The organism is Ihubacter sp. rT4E-8 (assembly GCF_049852125.1).
GTDB lineage: Bacteria > Bacillota > Clostridia > Peptostreptococcales > Anaerovoracaceae > Senimuribacter.
On sequence record NZ_CP187532.1, the window covers coordinates 341,072 to 363,531 of the forward strand.

The following is a 22,460-nucleotide window of genomic DNA, read 5'->3' on the forward strand; positions in this document are numbered from 1 at the left end:
GATTGTACCGGCGTTGCCGCAAGGAAGTTTTATATAATTTCCTCGGTGATGCTCGGAAATTATAGGTAGGAGGATAAGATGGCAAAGACATCTCTCAAAGTAAAGCAGCAGAGAAAACCGAAGTATTCCACCCGTGCTTACACAAGATGCAGACTTTGTGGAAGACCTCACTCTGTGTTAAAGAAATACGGCATCTGCCGTATCTGCTTCAGAGAGCTTGCTTACAAAGGTGAAATTCCTGGCGTAAGAAAAGCTAGCTGGTAAAATAGAAGTTAAATCAGTGCGAAGGCGAAGCTATAAACCGTTAAGGTTTTGATGCGAACCGCACGAGACCTACCAACGATTTGTTTTTACAAATCGGGTTAGGGCGGCGGTAAACTCCAAGCCAGCTAAAGCCGGGGAGTTCTCGCACGAGACCTACCAACGATTTGTTTTTACAAATCGGGTTAGGGCTTCGAACCGCGCAAGAGGAAGGAGATATACTGTAATGACAATGACAGATCCAATAGCAGATATGCTGACAAGAATCAGAAATGCCAATACTGTAGGTCACGAAACGGTAGAAATCCCTGCATCTAAGATCAAGAAATCTATTGCAGAGATTCTGCTTGAAGAAGGCTACATTAACGGTTTTGACGTTATAGACGACAACAAGCAGGGCGTTATCAAAGTACAGATGAAGTACGGCGCAAATAAAGAAAAAGTTATCAACGGAATCAAGAAGATTTCCAAACCGGGACTGAAAGTTTACGCGAAGGCTAATGATGTACCAAAGGTACTGGGAGGCCTGGGTATCGCGATCATCTCCACATCAAAGGGAGTCATCAGCGATAAGAAAGCCAGAGAATACGGTGTCGGCGGCGAAGTTATCTGTTATGTATGGTAGGAGGTAAGAGAACATGTCAAGAATAGGTAATAAACCTGTTGCACTTCCTGCCGGCGTAGAAGTTACTGTAGACGCTAAGAACGTTGTAACAGTAAAAGGTCCTAAGGGAACACTGCAGGAACAGGTAAGCAAATTAATCAACATTGAAGTAAAAGAAAATGAAGTAGTTCTGACCAGACCATCTGATGCAAGAGAATATAGATCTCAGCACGGTTTGGCAAGAACTCTGATCAACAACATGGTAGTCGGCGTTACAAACGGCTATGAAAAGAAACTTCAGCTGGTAGGCGTAGGCTACAGAGCTGAGAAGAAAGGCAACAACCTGGTTATGAACCTTGGTTTCTCTCACCCGGTTGAGATGCCGGATCCTGAAGGAATTAGCACAGAGACACCGGACGCGACGACGATTCTCGTAAAAGGTATCGACAAAGCAGCTGTAGGAAACTATGCCGCTAACATCAGAGCTTGGAGACAGCCTGAACCATATAAGGGCAAGGGTATCAAGTATGCTGATGAAGTGATCCGCAGAAAAGAAGGAAAAGCTGGAGCTAAATAAGAAAGGAGTGAAATGAGAAATGGCAAAAGAAAGTAGAAATGACAAGCGTGTAAAAAGACACGAAAGAGTTAGAAAAAACTTATCTGGAACTCCTGAGAAGCCAAGACTTTGCGTATACAGATCTAACAAGAATATTTCCTGTCAGATCATTGATGATGTAAACAAAGTCACTTTAGCTTCTGCATCTTCCCTTGACAAAGACTTGAAAGCCGAAATTGGTTATGGTGGAAACAAGGAAGCTGCAAAGAAAGTTGGCGAAGCTATTGCTAAGAGAGCGCTGGAAAAGGGTATCGAAGTTGTAGCCTTTGACAGAGGCGGATTCCTCTATCACGGAAGAGTAAAGGAACTGGCAGATGGCGCTCGCGAAGGCGGATTAAAATTCTAACAGGAGGAGATAAGGAATGCGTAATATCATTGATGCATCCAAGCTGGACTTGAAAGAAACTATCGTTAACATCAGACGTGTTGCAAAGACAGTTAAGGGCGGTAGAAATATGAGATTCAGCGTAACCGTAGTTGTCGGCGATGGCAGCGGCTACGTAGGCGTTGGTCTTGGTAAGGCTCAGGAAATTCCTGAAGCTGTAAGAAAAGCTACAGAGGATGCAAAAAAGAATTTAATATATGTTCCGACAGTTGGAACAACTATACCACATAGAAACATCGGTATCTTCGGCGCAGGAAAGGTTTTACTGATGCCTGCTGCACAGGGTACTGGAGTTATCGCGGGTTCCTCCGTACGTACTGTACTGGAAGCTGCAGGAATTAAGGACGTTAGAGCGAAGTCCATTGGTTCCAATAACACCGGTAACATGGCTTATGCGACACTGGAAGGTCTTAAAGGACTGATGACAGTAGAAAAGGTTGCTAAGCTGAGAGGTAAGACACCTGAAGAAATCTTAGGATAGGAGGACACGCAAAATGGCTAAAATGTTAAAAATTACTTTGACAAAGAGTACGATCGGCGCTTCCCCTAAGCAGAGAAAGGTAGTCGAAGCGTTAGGACTAAAGAAGATGCATCGCAGTGTTGAACTTGCCGACACACCTGCAACTCGTGGTGCAGTTGCTAAGGTAGCGCATCTTGTTACTGTAGAAGAACTGTAAAATAGGAGGTGCAAGGGACAATGAAACTGCATGAATTAAGAGCTGCAGAAGGTTCAACAAAGAACCGTAAGAGAAGAGGCCGCGGTACAGCTACTGGACAGGGCAAGACCGGCGGTAGAGGTATGAACGGCCAGAAATCCAGAAGCGGCGGCGGTGTAAGACTAGGCTTTGAAGGTGGACAGATGCCTCTGTACAGACGTCTGCCTAAGAGAGGCTTCACCAATATTTGGGCAACAGAATATACAACGATTAATGTAAAGGATCTCAATAGATTTGAGGCAGGTACTGTTGTAACACCGGAACTTCTTGAAGAAGTCGGCCTGGTAAAGCAGGTAAAGGATGGAATCAAGATTTTAGGAGACGGCGCTTTAGACAATAGTATTACAGTAAAGGCACACAAGTTTACAAAGAGTGCGATTGAAAAAATTGAAGCTGCTGGAGGAAAGGCAGAGGTGATCTAAGATGGAGATGCTTAAGACTGTATCACAGGCATTCAAAATCGCAGAGATCAGAAGCAAGATCATTTTCACTTTGCTGATGCTGGTCGTATTCAGAATCGGATCCAATATTCCTGTTCCGGGAATCAGTAGATCCGCTCTGGCACAGGTATTTACCGGTGAGACTGGATTATTTGATCTGTTCGACCTGTTTTCAGGCGGAGCGTTCAGTAACTTCACGATCTTTGCTTTAAGTATTACCCCGTACATTACGGCTTCCATTATCGTTCAGCTTTTGGCCATGGCTTTCCCATATTTTGAGAAACTGGCAAAAGAGGGACAGGAAGGAAGAAAGAAGATGGCGCAGATCACGCGGTATTTGACAATTGTACTGGCATTAGTTCAGGCATTTGGTCTGACCGTTGGTCTGTTTAGAAGAGCTGTTATTGATCAGACATGGTTCTCTTTTATGGTCATCATCCTAGTGCTTACAGCGGGAACGGCTTTCTTGATGTGGCTAGGTGAGCAGATCAATGAATACGGCATCGGAAACGGTATCTCCTTGATCATTTTCGGCGGTATCGTTGCGAGAATTCCAAGCGGACTGCGTACTATATGGACACAGTTCCAAGATGGACAGCTGAGCATTATTACGATTTTGCTGTTTATAGTCTTCGCCGTTGTCGTTATCCTGGGTATCATTGAGATCCAGCAGGGAACCAGAAGGATTCCGGTTCAGTATGCAAAGAGAGTAGTTGGCAGAAAGATGTATGGCGGACAGTCCACACATATTCCACTAAAGGTCAACCAGGCAGGTGTTATTCCTGTAATCTTTGCTCTGTCCATCTTGCAGTTCCCACTGACTATCACTTATTTCTTCCCGAATACAGGTTTTACTGATTTCGTGACGAAGTGGTTGTCACCGGCTGGAAATCCAGGTGTGTGGGTGTATGCTATATTTAACGTATTGTTGATCATATTCTTTAACTACTTCTATACAGCAGCAACCTTTAATCCTGTAGAAGTAGCACAGAATATGAAAGCTAACGGTGGATTTATACCGGGTATAAGACCGGGTAAGGCTACGGTTGAATATCTCAGCAGGGTTATGTCAAGAATCTCCATTGTAGGAGCTATCTTCCTTGCTGTAATCGCAACGCTGCCAACGATCTTAGGCGTGTTGATTCCGTCTTTGAAGGGTATGCACTTCGGCGGAACTTCCCTGCTGATTGCGGTAGGAGTTGCACTAGATACAATGAAACAATTGGAAAACCAGATGGTTATGAGAAACTATCAGGGCTTTCTTAAATAAGAGGAGATGAGCAAATGCTGAGAACAGTTTTGTTAGGCCCACCGGGAGCGGGTAAGGGCACACAAGCGGTAAGAATTGTGGAAAAATATAATATCCCACACATTTCCACCGGAGATATCTTCAGAGAAAACATTAAAAATGGCACGGAGCTGGGAAAAAAAGCGCAGGAATATATGAACAAAGGTGAGTTAGTTCCTGACGATCTGGTCATCGAAATCGCAACTACCAGATTGCTAGCAGATGATTGTAAGAATGGGTTCCTGTTAGATGGTTTTCCGAGAACTGTATATCAGGCAGAAAAGCTGGATGCATTTCTTGCAAAGAAAGGCATGAAGCTGGATCTGGTTATCGATATCGAGGTTGAAAAGGAAGAACTGATTAGCAGACTGACGGGCAGAAGAGTATGCAAGACCTGCGGCGCTTCTTTCCACGTCGTTAACATTCCTCCTAAAAAAGAAGGCATTTGTGATATCTGCGGTGGTGAGCTGATCCAGAGAGCTGATGATACAGTGGAAACTGTTGAGAACAGAATCGAGGTTTACAACCAGCAGACTATGCCTCTTGTAGATTACTATAAAAAGGCAGATAATATTGTTACCGTTGGCGGCGCTTTACCGTTGGAAACTGTATTTGCAGAAATAGTAAAAGCTATAGGAGAATAGTATGATCATCATCAAATCCAGACAGGAAATTGATATAATGCGTGAGTCGGGAAAGGTTACAGGGTATATCTTGAATACCCTGGCCGACTTTATTAAACCTGGCATGTCCACCATGGATATCGATCGTTATGTAGAAAAGACTATCAAGGAACATAAGATGATCCCTACTTTTAAGGGTTATTGTGGATTTCCGGGCAATGCCTGCGTATCCATCAACGAGGAAGTAGTCCACGGTATACCAGATAAAAGGCGAATCATTCACGAAGGCGATATTGTCAGCGTAGATGTGGGCGCCACCTATAAAGGGTATGTCAGTGATGCCGCCAGAACATATCCGGTGGGCAAGGTGGACGATGAGGCGATGCGTCTCATTGAAGTAACAAAGGCCAGCTTCTTTGAAGGTATAAAGTATGCCAGAGTTGGCTATAGGTTGTCAGATATTTCCCATGCAATTCAGGAAAAAGCTGAGAGCGAAGGCTTTTCCGTCATACGTGATTTTGTTGGGCATGGTGTGGGCCGTGATATGCATGAAGACCCGCAGATTCCAAACTACGGAAAGCCCGGCAAAGGTCCTCGGCTGGTCAGCGGTATGGTGTTTGCTATCGAACCGATGATTTGTCAGGGCGGATATGAGATTGAGACTTTGCTCAATGACTGGACTGTAGTTACGGCAGATGGAAAGCTGGCGGCGCATTATGAGAATACTGTTGTTATCAATGATGGTGAGCCTGAGCTGCTTACCCTGTAGTGAATAAAGAGAGGTGTATTTCATGGCGAAAAAAGACGTCATAGAAGCAGTTGGAACCGTTGTGGATGCTCAGCCAAACGCAATGTTCAAGGTAAAACTTGAAAACGGTTTTGAAGTGCTTGCACACATTTCAGGAAAAATCAGAATGAACTATATAAGAATCCTGCCGGGAGACAAGGTAAAAGTAGAACTTTCACCTTATGATCTAACCAGAGGAAGAATTATATGGAGAGATAAAGGCTAAACAGGAGGAATAAGATGAAAGTTAGAGCTTCCGTAAAACCAATCTGTGAAAAGTGCAAGATAATCAAAAGACACGGAAAAGTAATGGTTATCTGTGAGAATCCAAAGCACAAGCAGAGACAAGGTTAATTGATTCGTTAAAAATGGTTTGCGTGGACCAGGACCGCAGACAAAATAATTATTGTATATGAGAACGCCTGTCTATATCACCCCTGGAAATGTGACGGAAGATAGGAGAAGGAGGAAACGTATGGCTCGTATAGCCGGTGTCGACTTACCAAGAGAGAAAAGAGTAGAGATTGGTTTAACCTACATTTATGGTATCGGTAGACCAACCGCAAACGCTATCCTTGAAAAAGCAGGAGTTAACCCTGACGTAAGAGTTAAAGACCTGACTGAGGAGGAAGCAGGTAAAATCAGAAAGATCATCGATGAAGATTATCTCGTAGAAGGTGACCTGAGAAGAGAAGTTTCTTTGAATATCAAGAGACTGATGGAAATCGGAAGCTACAGAGGTATCAGACATAGAAGAGGACTTCCTGTAAGAGGTCAGAAGACAAAGACAAACGCTAGAACTCGTAAAGGTCCTAAGAAGACTGTAGGAAGAAAGAAAAAATAAGAAGGAGGTAGGAAACAATGGCTAAGACTGTAAAGAAAACAGTTAGAAAAAAGAAAAGAGAACGTAAGAACATTGAAAAAGGCCAGGCACATATCCAATCCACCTTTAACAATACTTTAGTTACTCTTACAGATATGGACGGAAACGCACTTTCCTGGTCCAGCGCAGGATCCCTTGGCTTCAAAGGCTCCAAGAAATCCACACCGTTCGCTGCACAGATGGCTGCTGAGGAAGCAACAAAAGCCGCTATGGAGCACGGTTTGAAAACGGTAGAGGTTTATGTAAAAGGTCCGGGCTCCGGAAGAGAAGCTGCTATCAGAGCTTTGCAGGCAGCTGGTCTTGAGATCACCATGATCAAAGATATCACACCGATTCCGCACAACGGATGCAGACCGCCGAAGAGAAGAAGAGTCTAATTGAAGGGAGGAGTAATATAAAATGGCAAGATATACAGACGCTAACTGCAGATTATGCAGAAGAGAAGGCCAGAAGCTTTTCTTGAAGGGTGAAAGATGCTACAGTGGCAAATGCGCAATTGAGAAGAGAAATTACGCTCCCGGACAGCACGGTCAGTCCAGAAAGAAAGTATCTGATTACGGACTGCAGCTCCGTGAAAAGCAGAAGGCGAAGAGATTCTATGGCATGCAGGAGAAACAGTTCAGAAATCTGTTTGATAAAGCAGCCAGAAAACAGGGTAAGACTGGTGAAAACCTGTTAATCCTGTTAGAAACAAGATTAGACAATGCTGTATACAGACTGGGCTTTGCATCTTCCAGAAAAGAAGCAAGACAGCTTGTAGTACACGGACATTTCACAGTAAACGGCAAGAAGGCTGCCGCTCCGGCAATGCAGCTGAAGGCTGGAGATGTGATTAAGGTAAAGGAAAAGAGCACCAGCTCCCCTAAGTTTAAGGAAATTAAGGAAATGTCAATCAGCGTACCTTCATGGATGACAGTCGATGTTGAGAAATTAGAAGGTAAAATCGTTGCTATGCCAACAAGAGAAGAAATTGATACTCCTGTTGCAGAGCACTTAATCGTCGAGTTGTACTCCAAATAATATAGCGGCGTAAATCCGGTATTACTTGGGAAAATGAAGGAGGGTTTTTAGTGATAGAAATCGAAAAACCAACAATAACAAAATTTGTTGACGAAGACGGGAATTACGGCAAATTTGTCGTAGAACCTCTGGAAAGGGGATACGGAACTACCCTGGGAAACTGCATGAGAAGAATTCTTTTGAGCTCTCTCCCGGGCGCTGCCGTAACTTCTGTAAAAATCGACGGAATACTTCACGAGTTTTCAACGATACCAGGTGTTAAAGAAGACGTAACAGAAATCATCTTAAACTTGAAGAAGCTTGCTATAAGGCTCAACGGTGACAACACTAAACGGGTTATTATCAATGCGGTAGGCCCGAAGGAAGTAACCGCGGCTGATATTATCGGCGATTCCGAAATGGAAATCTTCAATCCAGACCTGCATATCGCAACACTGGAGGAGAATGCTACTCTTGTGATGGAGATCAACCTCGCAAGAGGCAGAGGCTACGTGCCTGCTGATCAGAACAAGACAGAAAGCACACCGATTTCGGTCATTCCAGTTGACTCGATTTACACACCAGTAAGAAAGGTTAACTATACAGTTGAAAATACCAGAGTAGGTCAGGTCACAGACTTTGACCGTCTCAATCTGGAAATCTGGACAGACGGTTCCATTACGCCGGAAGAAGGCGTATCCATTGGGGCGAAGATTATGCAGGAACACCTGAATCTCTTCATCCAGTTGGATGATTCAACCGACGGTATGGAAATTATGGTTGAGAAGGAAGAAGATCAGAAGGAAAAGGCTCTTGAAATGACTATTGAGGAATTGGAATTATCCGTTCGATCCTTTAACTGTCTAAAGAGAGCTGCGGTCAATACTGTAGAGGAATTGACTGAGCGTACAGAAGAAGATATGATGAAGGTTAGAAACCTTGGTAAGAAGTCCCTCGACGAAGTGAAAGCAAAATTAGAGGAATTAGGTCTTGGTCTTAAGCCAAGCGACGACTAATTTCCTGCATAGACAGACTATAATGAAGTGAAAGGAGAATTGACATGCCAGGATATAGAAAATTGGGCAGAGCAACTGCTCACAGAAAAGCTATGTTGAGAAATCTGGTAACTGACCTGTTCAGAGAAGGCAGAATTTCCACTACTGACTGCAGAGCAAAAGAAGCCAGAAGAGAAGCTGAAAAGCTGATCACACTCGCAAAGCGCGGCGACCTGCACGCAAGAAGACAGGCGCTGGCATACATCTACGATGAAAGCGTAGTAACGAAGCTCTTCGATGATATTGCACCGAAGTATGCTGACAGAAACGGCGGATACACCAGAATTCTGAAGCTGGGACCTCGCAGAGGTGACAGCGCAGAGGTAGTATTCCTGGAACTGGTTTAATCAACGTCTAATCATAAAGTAGCAATACAAAGACAATAGCCCCTGTGCGGCCCTGCCGTGACAGGGGTTTTGTTTTCCCTTGAAACCATCTGCTTCTTTATCAACATCTCAATCCAAAACAAGGTGCATTAATAACCGTCAGGTCCTAAGAAATGAATAGAGCTTGTCAGTGTCAAAAGGCAGTTCGCGATACAAAGTTCCGTTTTCCGTCCATTTGCCGTGATCCAGCGATAAATTAGAATTGACAAATATACACAGGCGGAGGTATAATATAATGCAGAAATAGAACAGCAGGGAATACCTTGCGGGAAGGAGGATCGATTAGACTTTCCAGATACTTGTTAAAAATTGAATAACAAAATGAAAAAAGAAACGTTTCGTGTTCTTCTCTCTACGGAGAGAAGCTAAGATGGAAGCAGGTGAAAGTCCTGCGCGGTCCCGCCACTGTAATGGAGGAGTTTGCTTATAAGATGCCACTGGAGAATGCAATCTGGGAAGGCAAAGTAGACGTTGATACCTGAGCCAGGAGACATGCATGAGATGCGGATTTGCGGCGAGGAAACCGTAAAAATCCAGAAATAGATACAGTAAATGCGGACTGTAGGCAAAAAGCCTGCAGTTTTTTTTATGACCTAACCCGGTGAAAGTGAGTTTAGCGAAGCTTGAACCGCAGGTAGGTCAAACGCGAGGCTTCTCTGTGAAGGCGAGCAGAAAGCGAAGGCTGAATAGCAAGAAGCTACGGCGAAGCCCTAACCCGGTGAAAGCGAGTTTAGCGAAGCTTGAACCGCAGGTAGGTCAAACGCGAGGCTTCTCTGTGAAGGCGAGCAGAAAGCGAAGGCTGAATAGCAAGAAGCTACGGCGAAGCCCTAACCCGGTGAAAGCGAGTTTAGCGAAGCTTGAACCGATTCCTGCAGGCGAAATAGTTTAAGAAAGGAAAAACTTATGAGAGAACGAAAACAGACAGTGAAGAAGATCTCTGCGATTTTTCTGAGCTTTGTCATGGTTCTGTGCATGATGCCGTCCATGGCTTTTGCAGACGCGGGAAATAACGCAGAACTGGAAGCAGCGAAATCATGTAAAGCAACCATCACTTCACAGGCGAACCAGAAGTTTCTGCATGGACCGCTGGTGGATACCACGGTAAAAGCAGATCTTGCGGAAACCTATGGTTATACTGATACGGTGAACGCCAGTGAAGGCGCTTCTGTATTGGATGCGCTGGTACAGGCGCATATTGCCAAGTATGGAGAAGCCTTTACAGCAGAGACTGCGAAGACAAAGCTGGACGTAGATACGGAGGGTAATGTAACCCGTTATTTTGGTGAGGAAACCGATCTCAGCGGCGTTATTATCAACGGACAGCTCAGTACAGCGACACCTGGAAGTACAGCAATCAAAGACGGCGACCGCCTGGAATTCTTCCGGTATGCTTCCGCAGAAAAGAAGGATATTTATACAGGTTTTTCAGGATCCTATTATACAGGCGGAAATAGCGGGCTTCATTGGAAGCCGATGTATCGCCAAAACAAGGCTACAGGGCAGGAGTACGGTCTGTACTGCTTTGGTTTCCTTTTAAATCAGCATGGATCAAAGGAAGAAATTGAGCGTCTTGATAAAGCGGAGCAAATGGATGGACTGCAGATTGGAATCATCGATGCAAAAACTGGTGAAGTAACCCCGATTCAGGGAGCTGTTACCGGAGGTACATATGCATCGGCTAATTTCAAATTAGATCAAACAGAAGGTCTTTGTTATCTCACGGCACTGAGCGCTGAGAAAGATGTTATCATGCCTCTTTTGGCATTTGAGCTTGTTCCGAATCCGTCGCTAAAAGTACTGGAGATTTATAGAAGCTCTGCAGACTATAAAGCACGGACAAATCCGATTGCGATGATGCCGGCGCTGCAGGATGGAAAGTTTGATGGATATTCTATCGATATTCCTGATTATCTCAGCGATCAAGGCGTGTATATATACGGTAGCTTTTCCGATGACCCGGAAAAACCAAACAATGAGTATCTGGGTGAGAAGCTGACGCAGATGGTAAGCAACCAGTGGGGCGGCTGGGGAAACGGCAATTATGCAAAATTGAAGGATGGCTGTTTCAATGTGTACTACAGCGGCGCCATCGGTAGAGTCGCTGATTACAAAATCAAAGCGAATATTACCGCAACACTGAAAAAACTTGAGCTGGAAGGTGTAATTGATAAAGCATTCTCCCCAGATGAGACATCCTATCATTCGTACATTGATCCAAGTGCGAAAACAACTAAGATTAAAGCAACTGGCAACGCTTCTTCGCATACCATTAAGGTCAATGGAACTCCATTTACCAGCGGAGAAGCAGGTGACTTGGAAGTTGTTTGGGATGAAAAGGACTGTATGGATGTGGAAATCGCAGTTTCCACCAGCAGCTATGAAGAGAGAATTTATCGCATTCGCTATGAGAAAGAGCCTGCAACAGAGAAGCCAACTGTTTTAGTACAGCCGAAATCCGAGGACTATATTCAGGGGGAGAAAGCTGCAGCGCTGCAGAGCAAAGCAAGTGCCAGCGGAACAGTAACCTATCAGTGGTATAAGAATAACAAAAACGCGGAAGACGGAGCAACTGCCATTGAGGGAGCAAATCAGAAAGAATACACGCCATCTACAGAAGAAATTGGAGAAGCCTACTATTTCTGCAAATTTACTAATGATGGAAATCAGGAAAAGACTTCTATTTCAGATATTGTAAAGATCGTAGTTGATGTAGATCCGACGCCGAAAGCGGTCTTTAAAAATATCGGAAATACACTGGATGATAACTATGCATATGCATGGAAGAAAGGCTTTATTTACGAGGCTGGCGCACAAGCGGAGCCGATTTCTATTGAGCTTGAAAATCCAATAGAAGGGCTAACCTACAGTTATCGGTGGATAAACAGCAGCAGGGCAACTTCTACCAGTGGAGGCACTGTGGCAAGTGATGTCACAGAAATTACACCGGGTACAGGATTAAAATATACGAACAATACTGGTAGCTTCTATGTGTGTCAGATAGAGTGTAAGTTTAAGGGTAAAACTTATCGTTCTTATGCGGCGACAGGTGAAAAAACAGAGGATAATAAAGACGTGATGGGCGTTTATGTATTCATCAAAGCAAACGCAGCGTCTACACCGGAGTTTAGTACTCAGCCAACAGGCAAAGAAGATCTTCTCGTTGGGGATGGACAGCCGGCGTTGTCGATTCGTGTAAGTAGAGAGGATGCAGGCGACTTAACCTATCAGTGGTATGTGAATACCGAAAACAGCAACGAAGGCGGAACAAAGGTTGATGGTGCGAAATCCTCTGTTTACTATGCGCCGACGAAAGAAGCAGGAACCTTTTATTACTATTGCATTGCAACTAATCATCTGCAGGGACATACAGCATCTGCAGTATCTGACGTCGCTAAAGTCGTAGTTGCGGATCTGCAGAGCATTGCAGATCAGAAGCTGGCGGAAGCAGGCGTAAAGGGTGACGGCACGAAAGAACATCCGTATCAGATTGAAACTGCAGAACAGCTGAATGTTGTACGTGAGTTGGTCAGCAGTAGATATGCGTTCGCAGGCAAATATCTGTCACTGGAAAAGGACATTACCCTTCCAGCCGACTGGAAACCGATGGGCGTAACATTGAATGGTAAACCAGACATCCAAAAAGGCGCCAATCTTGCGCCGTTCAGCGGTAAACTTGACGGTAAAGATCATACGATTACAGTACCGGAAGGCGGACTGCCGCTGCTTGGCTATGTAAAAGAGGCAGAAGTTTCCAATCTAAAAATTTATGGCAAGAAGATTGCAGGATATGGTCTTGTAAACAATTTTGAAGGGGTTGGTCTGTCGGGAAGCGCTATTGTCATTGACAATATAACCCTTATAAATGGAACGCAGACGTTGAAAGCAGGTCTGATTGGCGCTAATATTACAACCAATAGTTTTGCGGGATGCTCAGCAGGATTTGCCGTAACTATAAAAAATTGTACGGCGGAAGAAGGCGTCGTCATCGGATATGACGGAAAAGAGTCTAACATCGGCGCTTTTGCAGGAAGAATGCAGGGAACTATCGAAAACTGCGTCAACCATGGAACCGTAAAGGGTGTAAACTACGTTGGCGGCATCATTGGATCCAGGGATAACGCCCTGGGTGCGTGCGTCGTCAAGGATTGTACTTTTGATGGGACAGTAACGGCCAGCGGCGAACAGGCAGGCGGCATCGTAGGCGGGGCGTATGTAAATACCACAGCGCCAAATGGAGTCAGAACTTACGTGACAGGAAATAAAGCCTCCGGTACCGTCACCGGTAAAAACTGTGTCGGCGGCATCATGGGCGCAGACTATTATGTCAACCAGAACTGGGGCACCGGAACCTTCAAACTCAATCAGTTTACAGGAAAGGTTGAGGCGACAGACGGCGAGTATGTTGGCGGCGTCATCGGCTATCTGGCAAGCTTAAACAAATACGACAACGTTGCAGGAAATTACTATGCGAAGGATTGCGGCGCGGAAAAAGGCATTGGATTCGTCAAATATGTAGACACCAGCTGCAAAACTCACGAAACGGAAAGCGGCGCAACCTATGTGAATACAGCCGTTGATAAACCGAATATCAGTGGATTTACCAAGGATAATCACAACAGAACTGACGACCCACTGGGAGCAGATGCTGTCAGATTGACCTATTCTGATGATCAGAAAGATCCGATTGTCATCGATCTGCAGATTAGCGGAGATTACAAGACGGAATATCTTGTTGGTGAAGCATTCTCCTTTGACGGTATGACGATCACGGCGACCTACCATACCGGAGAAACCAAGACACTCAAACCGAGCGAGGTAGAAGTACAGAACTTTGACGCTTCAAAGAGAGGCGCGCAGGAGGTGAAGCTGGTATACGACGGAATCAGTGCAGTGATTAACGTAACTGTGATGAAGCCAGCAGGCAGCGATATTACAGTAAGCGTAAAAATTCTGGGTGATACTGTCCATGGAGAATCCGGACAAACGCATACTCTGGCTCAAAATAATCTGCCAGAAGTATGGCTGGATACAAAGACAATCACCGTCAGCAATAACGCGACGGTTCGCGAAGCCTTAGAGAAGGCGATTGAAGGCACCGATATCAGCTTTACAAATCCAAGCGGCAACTATATCTCCGCAGTAACCAAGGGAAAAGTAACCCTGACTGAAATGGATAACGGAAAGAAGTCCGGCTGGATGTACACTTTAAACGGTAAGCATCCTGAATTCGGAGTGGGTGAACAGTATCTGGAAAATGGAAATGTAATTATTTTACATTACACAGATGATTACACCAAGGAAGAAGACGCATCCAAGTGGGATATGCCGGTCGTAGATCCAGAAAATCCGGGAGATACAAACATCGACGATCCGAATACGCCGCTTGATCCGGGCAGCGCAGCAGTGAAGAAGATGGTGAAGGGATTAAAGCTGACCGCACGTTCAGCAAGAACTGCTAAGAAGAACGTGAAAGTTACGGTGAAGGCAGATAAGGCCACAGATGAAGTCATCAAGGATCTGAAAGCAATGGGATATACTGTAAAATACAGATATTATCGTTCGACGAAGAAAGCAACAGGATATAAGTCTGTGAAGACAAAGAAAACTTCATTCTATATCAGCGCTGTTGGAACTAAAGGAAAAACGTATTACTATAAGGTGCAGCTGAGAATTTATGATAAAGACGGAAAGCTGGTTGCAAAGACCGCACTGAAACAATGTAAATACGCAAAGAGAACCTGGACGAAAAAGTAGAAACCTGAGATAAAAAGATATAAGCTGCTCCATCCTTGAAAACTGTTTGGATGGGGCAGTTTATTATAATTTTTGTTAAAAACGTGTTTTAGTAAAAAAATTGGATAAACCGGAAAAGTGACAAAATCAGTGCTAAGCGGAGGGGGACTTTTTACCAATTTCGCACTGTACAAACATTACTTATCGTGATATACTGTAAGTAATATATTTTATAGAAACAACTGAATAAAATCGGTTCTATGTTCTGATTTTGATCAGCTAAGAGGGAAGCAGGTTTGAATCCTGCGCGGTTACCGTCGCTGTATTGAAGGAGCGCTGTTAAGAAACCACTAATGTTTTGCAATGAAATGTCGGGAAGGATAGCAGTGTGATGATTTCTGAGCCAGAAGACCTGCATGGAATGTCGAAGGCTGACGGTTATTGGCTAAACGAGGAATAAAATTAGAGTACAGAAATACGGACTGTAGCGCATTGGCGCTACAGTCTTTTAATTTATGATATAGGAGATCATGAAGTTGGATCGTGGGAAAGAGTTGGAAAAATTAAAACGGCATTTGATCGAAGTGCTGTGCAGACAGCCGGACAAAAAATATCAGATGGAAAATCGAAACTCCCCTGTTTGGCAGCATTATGCTATTGCCGGTAAAGAAGGAAAATTGCTTTATGAGAGCTTTAGTGACGCAGAATTACTGCAATTTCTCCGAGATACTGCAGCAGCGCTGAACCATACGCCAGCACAGAAGGAAGTATTCTGGGTCATGCGGGAATATATCAAGCGCAGATTTGGAAAGTGGCCTTATGCCCTTCGCATGGCAGGACTCTCTACGTCTGCAGGAAAAGGCGGCATATCCATGAACGCGCAGCAGGCAGAGGAGGAACGCAGAAAAAAGCTTTTGGAGCAGGTACGGGAGGAAGCGATCCGGCGGGGAAGGATTCCACATCCCAAGGATATGCCACAGGCCTGTAAGGATTTGAAAAAACACTATAAGCTTTGGTCTGAGGTTTTGAAAGCCGCTGGTGTGAGTGCGCAGCTGCTCAATGAGAAGTCGGTATACAAAATTGAGGATTTGGAGCCGGAATATGTAGAGATGCTGGAAGAAGTAAAGACGCGCGCGTATGAGCTGGGAAGAAGTCCTGCTCATGGAGAAATTGACCTGGAATTAAAGCGGGCGCTGATTGCGCGCTGTGGGTCGTGGAGGAACGCGCTGTTTCAGATTGGACTTTTACCCGCCGCGGCAAAGACGCCGTTTCAGAATATTTATATTGATTACAGAAAAGCTGAAAACAGGCATGGACATACAGAGGGTAGTGGCGACTGCTATTTCAGGGTGCTCAATTTAAGCGCTGAAGATAAAGGACTGTTAGCTGCGCTGGACGCTTTGTATCGAAAAACCGGCAAACCGCCTCTTTCGGAAGAAGTGCCGAAGGAGATTCGCGTCAGCTTACATAAGCTCTGCGGCTCTTGGGCCAACGTGTTGTATCAGATTGGAATTAAACCAGAGGATTACTATAAGACATTGAAGGAGGCAAATGCCCATGGACAATAAAGGCTTGGGAGAAACAGCGGAATTTTGTTCCTACCATCCCTTGGTGAATATTACATATTTTGCGCTGGTTGCTGGAATTACCATGTTTTCCATATCACCCTACTTTTTGGCAGTAACGATGGTCTTGTCATGGAGCTACGCTTTTGTTCTGAAAGGAACAAAGAGCCTGCGAAACAACGTGCTGATTACCCTTTCCATGCTTCTGATTATGGTAATCATCAATATGTTTTTTAATAACAATGGGGAAACGGTATTGTTTTACATCAATACCAACAGGATTACGGCAGAATCCATCGCCTATGGGATTGCCTCCGCGGTGATGCTGATTGCGGTAGTCGTATGGTTTTCCTGCTTTAATGTGATTATTACAGCAGATAAGCTGATTTATCTGTTTGGCAAAGTCGCTCCGGTACTGGGATTGACTCTGTCCATGATTTTCAGATTTATTCCTCTGCTCAAAACACGCTTTGCAGAGATTACCCTGGGACAGAAGTGTATGAAACGCAGCCATGCCGAAGGCAATCTAATTAGACGCGCCAGACAGCTTTTAAAGGAAGTTTCGATTTTAATTGCCTGGTCGCTGGAAGCGTCCATTGAAAGCGCTGACTCTATGGAAGCCAGAGGGTATGGACTAAAGGGGAGAACCAGCTTTCACCTTTTTAAGCTGACGCAAAGGGATATTGCTATGCTGATTCTGATGGGCGTATCGGCTGCCCCGGTGATTTACGGCGCATATCAGGGCGTCACAAATATGTATTTTTATCCGAAGCTGGTGTTTCCGGCGCTGGATATGACGACGGTATTTGCATTAATCTGCTACACGATTTTAGCGACATCCCCAATGATTATCGACATCGCAGGAGAATATAAATGGAAACAATTAGACTTGAACATGTAACTTTTTCTTATCCGCTGGCGGAGGGGAACGCCCTTGATGACGTGAGCTTTGCCATACAGCCCAGCGAGTTTATCGTCCTTTGCGGTAAATCGGGATGCGGAAAAAGTACCCTTTTGAAACAACTGAAGAAAAACTTGATTCCCTATGGCGCTTTGGAAGGAAGCGTGTTGTACTGCGGAGAACCTGTGGCAGAGCTTGACGACCGGCGCAGCGTGACGGAGATTGGCTTTGTACAGCAGAATCCGGACAATCAGATTGTCACTGACAAGGTTTGGCACGAGCTTGCCTTTGGTCTTGAAAGTTTGGGCATGGACAATGCGTCCATCAAGCGCAGGGTCGCGGAGATGGCAAGCTATTTCGACATTCAGGGATGGTTTCGCAAAAGTGTAAGCGAGCTGTCCGGCGGGCAAAAGCAGCTTCTCAATCTGGCGTCGATTATGGCGATGCAGCCAAAGCTGCTCATCTTGGATGAACCAACCTCACAGCTTGATCCTATTGCGGCGTCGGAATTTTTATCTACGATTTACAAAATAAACAGAGATTTGGGTACGACCATTCTCATCTCGGAGCACCGGCTGGAGGAAATTTTTCCTATGGCGGACAAAGTGATGGTGATGGATCAGGGAAAGATTATCGCCTTTGACGAGCCGGGAAATATCGGTGAATTTTTGTCAGGCGATACAGAGGAAGACAGACACCCGATGTTTTACGGTCTGCCTGCGGTCATGCGGATTTTCGCAAGCGTACTGCCTGATGAAAAAAGTCCCTTGACCATTCGTGAAGGAAGACTGAAAGCGGCGCAGCTTTTGGAAGGAAAGGAGCCGGAGCCGGTAAAGCCAGAAGATTGCGGGGAGGAAAGCCCGGCAAAGCCGGTCATTACCGTAAAAGACCTTTGGTTTAAATACAGTAAAACCAGCGGAGAAGTTTTACGGGGACTGAATCTTTCCGTGGAAGAGAATCAGTGGTACTGCCTTCTGGGCGGAAACGGCACCGGAAAGAGTACGACGCTGAAAGTAATCGCGGGCATTTTGAAGGGGCAGCGAGGCAGTGTAAAGACAGACCGGGATGTGATGTCCATGCTGCCGCAAAATCCCCAGGCCCTTTTTACCGAAATTACGGTGGAGGAGGAGCTTCTGGAAGCCCTCCATTATACGAGAATTTGTGACAGTATTAGAGTTGAGCGAGTTAACGCTATGCTGCAGCTGATGGAAATAGAGCATTTGAGAAAAGCAAACCCTTATGATCTGTCCGGGGGAGAGCAGCAGAGATTGGCCCTTGGAAAAATTCTTTTACTGGAGCCGAAAATTTTGCTGCTGGATGAACCGACCAAGGGACTGGATCCATTCTTTAAGCGAACTTTGGCGGGCATTTTGAGAAGGCTTGTGGACAGCGGGGTCACGATTTTTATGGTTTCTCACGATGTGGAGTTCTGTGCTGAGTACGCGGATAAATGCGCCATGTTCTTTGATGGGGATATTGTGTCCATCGGAACGCCGAAGGCCTTCTTTTCCGGCAACAGCTTTTACACGACGACGGCAAATAAAATTATTCGCCAGTGGAAGCCGGATGGTATCACCTGCGAGGAGGTGGCTGCATGGCTAAAAGCTGCAATATAACCCAGGTAGAGGCAGCCCACCGCAAACGGACGATGGTGTCGGCGCTGCTGATTTTTCTGGCGATGCCGCTGACGATTTTCGTTGGATTGCAGTTTGGAAAGAGCAAATATATGGTGGTCAGCATCATTTTACTGGTGTATACTATGCTGCCATTCTTCATGGTCTTTGAGAGGCGAAAGCCGAAAGCGCGAGAAATAGTGCTGATTGCCATGATGTCAGCGCTGACCGTGGCGCTGCAGCTGTTCTGTCATATTACGCTTCCGCTGCAGATTGGTACGGCAATGATTATTGTATCGGGCATTTCGCTGGGACCGGAGGCTGGATTTCTCATCGGCGCGGTAGCAAGGTTTGTCTGCAACTTTTATATGGGGCAGGGGCCGTGGCTGCCATGGCAGATGTTCTGCTGGGGCATTCTGGGGTTCCTTGCGGGTCTGGCCTTTAACAAGGTGGATTTGGATGAACTTAAATCTCGCCATTTCAAGGTGATGATGGGACCAGTGCTGTGTGTGATATTCGGCATTTTGATTGCTTACGTGTGCTATCAGATTTGGCCGGGAAATGATGATACCTTTTTGGGCTGGCGTTTGTACGTATTTGGATTTCTGGGACTTTTGGCAGGCGTGCTTCTGCAGAGAAAGAGACTGCCGGTGGATGGTATTACCTTGTCGATATTTACTTTTTTCACAGTGTTCGTGCTCTATGGCGGCATTATGAATATCTGCGCCATGGTCACTGCTGCCGGCGCTCCCGGCGCGGAAATTTCCATTGAACGAATGCGGGCTTTATATATCTCCGGCGTGCCTTATGATTTTTATCATGCCAGCACGGCGGCGCTGTGCGTGTTTCTCTTTGGCAACAGCATCATCAAGAAGCTGGAGAGAATTAAAATCAAGTACGGGATTTATAAGTAATGGAATCGTAAAATGGAGGGAATCATGAAACGAAAACTTTTAACTTTATTTGTCGCTTTTTGTCTGCTTTTGACGCAGATGACGGGTCTGGCTTTCGCGGCGGACAGCGACACGCCTTATACGGAGGCGATGGAAAAGACCGGTGTGTATATTACGCAGCAGCTTTCTAAAAACGGAGCAGGCTATGGATCGGACTGGATGATTCTGGGGCTGGCGCGTTCCGGCGTCAATCTGAACGACAAAATTTTCAGCGATTATTATGATGATGTGGTTAAGACCGTAAAGGAATGCAAAGGCGAGCTTCACAAGAGAAAGTATACCGAGTATTCCAGAACGATTCTGGTGCTCAGCGCCATTGGAAAAGACCCGACCAACGTAGGCGGCTATAATCTTTTGGAAAAGCTGGCGGACTTTAACAACGTAAAGTGGCAGGGCATTAACGGTACAATCTGGGCGTTAATCGCGCTGGACTGTAAGAACTATGAGATTCCAAAGGTGAAAGGCGTAGCGGTACAGTCAACCAGAGAAAAACTGATCGGGGAAATTCTGGGGCAGCAGCTGGTAAACGGAGGTTTTGCCCTTTCCGGTACAAAGGCAGATTCGGATATCACGGCTATGGCGCTGCAGGCGCTGGCGCCGTACGTAAGCCGCGGTGAGGTGAAAAAGGCAGTCGACAAAGCAGTGTTGTGTCTGTCGGAGATGCAAAATGACAACGGCACTTATGATTCCTGGGGAACAGAAAACGCGGAAAGTATCTGTCAGACCATCGTTGCGCTGACAGCCCTTGGCATCGACCTGGGAAAGGATATCCGCTTTGTAAAGAACGGAAAGAGCGTTGTGGACGGTTTGATGCTTTTCTACGACGTTAAAGGCGGGTTCAGACATGTGAATACAGAAACGGAAGGCTACAAGCCGGTCATTAACGGCATGGCGACAGAACAGAGCTTTTACGCGCTGGTGGCATATGATAGATTTGTCAACAAAAAGAATAGCCTTTACGATATGACAGATGGGGAAAAGCCATTAGCAAAACCGGCAAAGGCAGCGATCACTTCACTGAAAAGCATAAAAAGCAAAGCCTTAACGGTGCAGTGGAAAAAGGTAAAACATGCAGACGGCTATCAGATTACCTATGCGACGGTCAGCAAATTTACCGGCAGCAAGAGCGTTTTGGCTTCTAAATCTGCCTTGTCGAAAACAGTAACGAAGCTGAAATCGAAAAAAACATATTATGTGAAAGTCAGAGCCTATAGAACCGACGCCAAAGGCAACAAGGTTTACGGAAGCTATAGCGCGCCAAAGAAGGTGAAAGTAAAATAACATGGATAAAGAGTTTGAAAAAAAAGTCAAAATGAAGCGAATCCGGACTGCGGTAGTTGCTCTGATTGTCATTGCAATCGCGGTATATCTAATCCTTGACATGGATGTGGAAAAAGCGGATTACGGTGCATCTCTGCAGGATGAAATCAAAACGGCAGAAGCCCTTTACGAAGAACAGAAGGCAAACACCGGTAACGAGGAAGGTCAGTACGCGCCTTACACATTGCTTGCTTTTGCGCAGCAGATTGAAAAAGCCAAGGCTGTCGCAGGCGATGAAGCCAGCGAGTACAATGCGGAAAAAGACGCCTACGAGCAGATGAAGGACGATATTAAAGCCTTTAAAAAAGCCTCCAATCAGGTTGTGGTGTCTGCAGCGGACGCAGAAAAGCTGGCAAAGGAAAAGAGGTCTGAAATCTATACGGTGGATTTTAAAAAGGACAAGGAACTCTCCTATGCTGTTGCGGGCAAAGACCTGAAAAAGCCGGTTACGATGAATTTGACTGCACAGGAGGAAGGACCGTACTATAGTGAGATTTCTGAAATTTTGGCAGAGCTTTCTCTGCAGGGGCAGGTGGTATCCCTGTATCAGGACGGCGCTTTTGGCGGCAAAATCAAGGTGACTGCGCCGATGTATCTGGAAAAAGAGAAAAAGGCATACGCCTATAAAGTAGACTTGGAAAAGGGTACTTTGGCGTATGTTTCTGATGCCAAGCTGGACAAAGAAAGTCAGACAGCGTCCTTCAGTGTGTCCGAGGGCGGCGACTATGTCATCGTCACCAAGAAAATGCACAAGGACGGCAAGAAAAAAACCTTGGATATAGAGGAATTGGAAGAAAAGGCGGAGAAGGAGAAGGGAAGCAATTCCGGCGGTAAAAACGATAAGCCGTCCTCCTCTAATCAAGGAGGAAATTCCGGAAAGGATGATCCGTCCGACAAGCCTGAAGAAAAGGAAATCACCGTTTCCATCGAGATACGCTGTGATACCCTGGCAGAGGATTTATCCAGACTGGAAAACCCTGCCTTGGAAGCATATGTGCCTTCTGACGGCACGATTTTACCAGTAACGAAGGTAACCGTCAAAGAGGGCAGCACCGTCTTTGATGTGCTCAACAAAGTCTGCAGGGATAAGAAAATTCATCTGGAATCTTCTTATACGCCGGCATTTGGTTCCTATTATGTAGAAGGGATTAACTACCTTTACGAATTTGACGGCGGCAGTCAGAGCGGATGGGAATACAAGGTAAACGGCTGGTTTCCGAATTACGGATGTTCTTCCTACGTTCTGAAGGATGGAGATTCTATCGTATGGGCGTATACCTGCGAGCTGGGGCAGGATATTGGAGACCGCATGCCGAATTAAATCTGATTATC

Annotated in this window: 25 protein-coding genes and 2 riboswitches; all 25 genes read left to right on the plus strand. The window is 45.5% G+C overall.

Translation table 11 applies throughout. The features are described from left to right. The first annotated feature begins 78 nt into the window (after nt 1-78). The 25 genes from ACPW7J_RS01640 to ACPW7J_RS01760 all read left to right on the plus strand — a co-directional run bounded on the left by ACPW7J_RS01640 (nt 79) and on the right by ACPW7J_RS01760 (nt 22,449). Nucleotides 79-264, plus strand: coding sequence for a type Z 30S ribosomal protein S14 (locus tag ACPW7J_RS01640; protein ID WP_160201955.1), 186 nt, complete (start codon nt 79-81; stop codon nt 262-264). Nucleotides 265-487: 223 nt separating this feature from the next. Further along, nucleotides 488-886: a 30S ribosomal protein S8 gene (gene rpsH, locus ACPW7J_RS01645; RefSeq protein ID WP_161874362.1), complete on the plus strand. Its 399-nt coding sequence runs from the start codon at nt 488-490 to the stop codon at nt 884-886. Between the two features lie 13 nt (nt 887-899). Then, nucleotides 900-1,442, plus strand: a complete 543-nt coding sequence (gene rplF / locus ACPW7J_RS01650) for a 50S ribosomal protein L6 (RefSeq protein WP_161874361.1) — start codon at nt 900-902, stop codon at nt 1,440-1,442. Between the two features lie 19 nt (nt 1,443-1,461). Further along, nucleotides 1,462-1,827 (plus strand): 50S ribosomal protein L18, encoded by a 366-nt coding sequence (rplR, locus tag ACPW7J_RS01655; RefSeq protein ID WP_161874360.1) that lies wholly within the window; start codon nt 1,462-1,464, stop codon nt 1,825-1,827. A 16-nt stretch (nt 1,828-1,843) separates the two neighbouring features. Beyond that, a complete protein-coding gene (gene rpsE / locus ACPW7J_RS01660; protein WP_161874359.1) occupies nt 1,844-2,347 on the plus strand; it encodes a 30S ribosomal protein S5 in 504 nt (167 codons plus the stop codon). A 13-nt stretch (nt 2,348-2,360) separates the two neighbouring features. Then, nucleotides 2,361-2,543 (plus strand): 50S ribosomal protein L30, encoded by a 183-nt coding sequence (gene rpmD / locus ACPW7J_RS01665; protein ID WP_161874358.1) that lies wholly within the window; start codon nt 2,361-2,363, stop codon nt 2,541-2,543. Between the two features lie 20 nt (nt 2,544-2,563). Continuing rightward, nucleotides 2,564-3,004, plus strand: coding sequence for a 50S ribosomal protein L15 (rplO, locus tag ACPW7J_RS01670; protein WP_161874357.1), 441 nt, complete (start codon nt 2,564-2,566; stop codon nt 3,002-3,004). Nucleotides 3,005-3,011: 7 nt separating this feature from the next. Beyond that, a complete protein-coding gene (gene secY / locus ACPW7J_RS01675; RefSeq protein ID WP_425757543.1) occupies nt 3,012-4,292 on the plus strand; it encodes a preprotein translocase subunit SecY in 1,281 nt (426 codons plus the stop codon). Nucleotides 4,293-4,309: 17 nt separating this feature from the next. After that, nucleotides 4,310-4,954, plus strand: a complete 645-nt coding sequence (locus ACPW7J_RS01680; RefSeq protein WP_425757544.1) for an adenylate kinase — start codon at nt 4,310-4,312, stop codon at nt 4,952-4,954. Between the two features lies 1 nt (nt 4,955). Then, complete coding sequence (gene map / locus ACPW7J_RS01685) at nt 4,956-5,702, plus strand: type I methionyl aminopeptidase (RefSeq protein ID WP_425756088.1); 747 nt, start codon at nt 4,956-4,958, stop codon at nt 5,700-5,702. Between the two features lie 22 nt (nt 5,703-5,724). Beyond that, complete coding sequence (gene infA / locus ACPW7J_RS01690) at nt 5,725-5,946, plus strand: translation initiation factor IF-1 (protein WP_161874354.1); 222 nt, start codon at nt 5,725-5,727, stop codon at nt 5,944-5,946. 14 nt (nt 5,947-5,960) lie between these two features. Then, on the plus strand, nt 5,961-6,074 hold the full coding sequence (rpmJ, locus tag ACPW7J_RS01695; RefSeq protein ID WP_161874353.1) for a 50S ribosomal protein L36: 114 nt from the start codon (nt 5,961-5,963) through the stop codon (nt 6,072-6,074). Between the two features lie 121 nt (nt 6,075-6,195). Beyond that, the gene (gene rpsM / locus ACPW7J_RS01700; protein WP_161874352.1) at nt 6,196-6,564 is read left to right on the plus strand and encodes a 30S ribosomal protein S13; all 369 of its coding nucleotides are present in this window, start codon (nt 6,196-6,198) and stop codon (nt 6,562-6,564) included. Between the two features lie 17 nt (nt 6,565-6,581). Continuing rightward, nucleotides 6,582-6,980 carry a 30S ribosomal protein S11 gene (gene rpsK / locus ACPW7J_RS01705; protein ID WP_161874351.1) on the plus strand — a complete coding sequence of 133 codons (399 nt, stop codon included), beginning with the start codon at nt 6,582-6,584 and terminating at the stop codon, nt 6,978-6,980. A 22-nt stretch (nt 6,981-7,002) separates the two neighbouring features. Next, nucleotides 7,003-7,623: a 30S ribosomal protein S4 gene (gene rpsD, locus ACPW7J_RS01710; protein WP_161874350.1), complete on the plus strand. Its 621-nt coding sequence runs from the start codon at nt 7,003-7,005 to the stop codon at nt 7,621-7,623. A 50-nt stretch (nt 7,624-7,673) separates the two neighbouring features. Beyond that, nucleotides 7,674-8,618, plus strand: a complete 945-nt coding sequence (locus ACPW7J_RS01715; RefSeq protein WP_425756091.1) for a DNA-directed RNA polymerase subunit alpha — start codon at nt 7,674-7,676, stop codon at nt 8,616-8,618. 44 nt (nt 8,619-8,662) lie between these two features. Further along, nucleotides 8,663-9,004, plus strand: a complete 342-nt coding sequence (gene rplQ, locus ACPW7J_RS01720) for a 50S ribosomal protein L17 (protein WP_161874348.1) — start codon at nt 8,663-8,665, stop codon at nt 9,002-9,004. A 362-nt stretch (nt 9,005-9,366) separates the two neighbouring features. After that, nucleotides 9,367-9,557: riboswitch (cobalamin riboswitch) on the plus strand. Between the two features lie 144 nt (nt 9,558-9,701). Further along, a complete protein-coding gene (locus ACPW7J_RS01725) occupies nt 9,702-9,932 on the plus strand; it encodes a hypothetical protein (protein ID WP_425756093.1) in 231 nt (76 codons plus the stop codon). Nucleotides 9,933-9,946: 14 nt separating this feature from the next. Further along, nucleotides 9,947-14,797: a bacterial Ig-like domain-containing protein gene (locus ACPW7J_RS01730; protein WP_425756095.1), complete on the plus strand. Its 4,851-nt coding sequence runs from the start codon at nt 9,947-9,949 to the stop codon at nt 14,795-14,797. A gap of 222 nt (nt 14,798-15,019) precedes the next feature. Beyond that, a riboswitch (cobalamin riboswitch) is annotated at nt 15,020-15,210 on the plus strand. A gap of 96 nt (nt 15,211-15,306) precedes the next feature. Beyond that, nucleotides 15,307-16,344, plus strand: coding sequence for a homing endonuclease associated repeat-containing protein (locus tag ACPW7J_RS01735; protein WP_425756097.1), 1,038 nt, complete (start codon nt 15,307-15,309; stop codon nt 16,342-16,344). Continuing rightward, complete coding sequence (locus ACPW7J_RS01740; RefSeq protein ID WP_425756099.1) at nt 16,334-17,242, plus strand: energy-coupling factor transporter transmembrane component T; 909 nt, start codon at nt 16,334-16,336, stop codon at nt 17,240-17,242. Before ACPW7J_RS01735 ends, ACPW7J_RS01740 begins: the two co-directional genes overlap by 11 nt. Then, nucleotides 17,215-18,858 carry an ABC transporter ATP-binding protein gene (locus ACPW7J_RS01745; RefSeq protein WP_425756101.1) on the plus strand — a complete coding sequence of 548 codons (1,644 nt, stop codon included), beginning with the start codon at nt 17,215-17,217 and terminating at the stop codon, nt 18,856-18,858. Before ACPW7J_RS01740 ends, ACPW7J_RS01745 begins: the two co-directional genes overlap by 28 nt. Beyond that, nucleotides 18,837-19,769: an ECF transporter S component gene (locus ACPW7J_RS01750; RefSeq protein WP_425756102.1), complete on the plus strand. Its 933-nt coding sequence runs from the start codon at nt 18,837-18,839 to the stop codon at nt 19,767-19,769. The genes ACPW7J_RS01745 and ACPW7J_RS01750 overlap by 22 nt, the downstream gene beginning before the upstream one ends. Before the next feature lie 24 nt (nt 19,770-19,793). Next, nucleotides 19,794-21,089 carry a fibronectin type III domain-containing protein gene (locus ACPW7J_RS01755; protein ID WP_425756104.1) on the plus strand — a complete coding sequence of 432 codons (1,296 nt, stop codon included), beginning with the start codon at nt 19,794-19,796 and terminating at the stop codon, nt 21,087-21,089. 1 nt (nt 21,090) lies between these two features. Further along, a complete protein-coding gene (locus ACPW7J_RS01760; RefSeq protein WP_425756106.1) occupies nt 21,091-22,449 on the plus strand; it encodes a DUF4430 domain-containing protein in 1,359 nt (452 codons plus the stop codon). Nucleotides 22,450-22,460 lie beyond the last annotated feature (11 nt).

What these genes read in the sequence shown, in the direction of transcription:
- map (WP_425756088.1), top strand. Translation starts at nt 4,956, where the DNA reads ATGATCATCATCAAATCCAGACAGGAAATTGATATAATGCGTGAGTCG.
- rpmD (WP_161874358.1), top strand. Translation starts at nt 2,361, where the DNA reads ATGGCTAAAATGTTAAAAATTACTTTGACAAAGAGTACGATCGGCGCT.
- ACPW7J_RS01730 (WP_425756095.1), top strand. Translation starts at nt 9,947, where the DNA reads ATGAGAGAACGAAAACAGACAGTGAAGAAGATCTCTGCGATTTTTCTG.
- ACPW7J_RS01745 (WP_425756101.1), top strand. Translation starts at nt 17,215, where the DNA reads ATGGAAACAATTAGACTTGAACATGTAACTTTTTCTTATCCGCTGGCG.
- ACPW7J_RS01640 (WP_160201955.1), top strand. Translation starts at nt 79, where the DNA reads ATGGCAAAGACATCTCTCAAAGTAAAGCAGCAGAGAAAACCGAAGTAT.
- rplO (WP_161874357.1), top strand. Translation starts at nt 2,564, where the DNA reads ATGAAACTGCATGAATTAAGAGCTGCAGAAGGTTCAACAAAGAACCGT.
- rplR (WP_161874360.1), top strand. Translation starts at nt 1,462, where the DNA reads ATGGCAAAAGAAAGTAGAAATGACAAGCGTGTAAAAAGACACGAAAGA.
- rpmJ (WP_161874353.1), top strand. Translation starts at nt 5,961, where the DNA reads ATGAAAGTTAGAGCTTCCGTAAAACCAATCTGTGAAAAGTGCAAGATA.
- ACPW7J_RS01735 (WP_425756097.1), top strand. Translation starts at nt 15,307, where the DNA reads ATGAAGTTGGATCGTGGGAAAGAGTTGGAAAAATTAAAACGGCATTTG.
- rplQ (WP_161874348.1), top strand. Translation starts at nt 8,663, where the DNA reads ATGCCAGGATATAGAAAATTGGGCAGAGCAACTGCTCACAGAAAAGCT.
- ACPW7J_RS01755 (WP_425756104.1), top strand. Translation starts at nt 19,794, where the DNA reads ATGAAACGAAAACTTTTAACTTTATTTGTCGCTTTTTGTCTGCTTTTG.
- rpsM (WP_161874352.1), top strand. Translation starts at nt 6,196, where the DNA reads ATGGCTCGTATAGCCGGTGTCGACTTACCAAGAGAGAAAAGAGTAGAG.
- rpsH (WP_161874362.1), top strand. Translation starts at nt 488, where the DNA reads ATGACAATGACAGATCCAATAGCAGATATGCTGACAAGAATCAGAAAT.
- rpsD (WP_161874350.1), top strand. Translation starts at nt 7,003, where the DNA reads ATGGCAAGATATACAGACGCTAACTGCAGATTATGCAGAAGAGAAGGC.
- rpsK (WP_161874351.1), top strand. Translation starts at nt 6,582, where the DNA reads ATGGCTAAGACTGTAAAGAAAACAGTTAGAAAAAAGAAAAGAGAACGT.
- secY (WP_425757543.1), top strand. Translation starts at nt 3,012, where the DNA reads ATGCTTAAGACTGTATCACAGGCATTCAAAATCGCAGAGATCAGAAGC.
- infA (WP_161874354.1), top strand. Translation starts at nt 5,725, where the DNA reads ATGGCGAAAAAAGACGTCATAGAAGCAGTTGGAACCGTTGTGGATGCT.
- rplF (WP_161874361.1), top strand. Translation starts at nt 900, where the DNA reads ATGTCAAGAATAGGTAATAAACCTGTTGCACTTCCTGCCGGCGTAGAA.
- ACPW7J_RS01760 (WP_425756106.1), top strand. Translation starts at nt 21,091, where the DNA reads ATGGATAAAGAGTTTGAAAAAAAAGTCAAAATGAAGCGAATCCGGACT.
- ACPW7J_RS01740 (WP_425756099.1), top strand. Translation starts at nt 16,334, where the DNA reads ATGGACAATAAAGGCTTGGGAGAAACAGCGGAATTTTGTTCCTACCAT.
- ACPW7J_RS01750 (WP_425756102.1), top strand. Translation starts at nt 18,837, where the DNA reads ATGGCTAAAAGCTGCAATATAACCCAGGTAGAGGCAGCCCACCGCAAA.
- rpsE (WP_161874359.1), top strand. Translation starts at nt 1,844, where the DNA reads ATGCGTAATATCATTGATGCATCCAAGCTGGACTTGAAAGAAACTATC.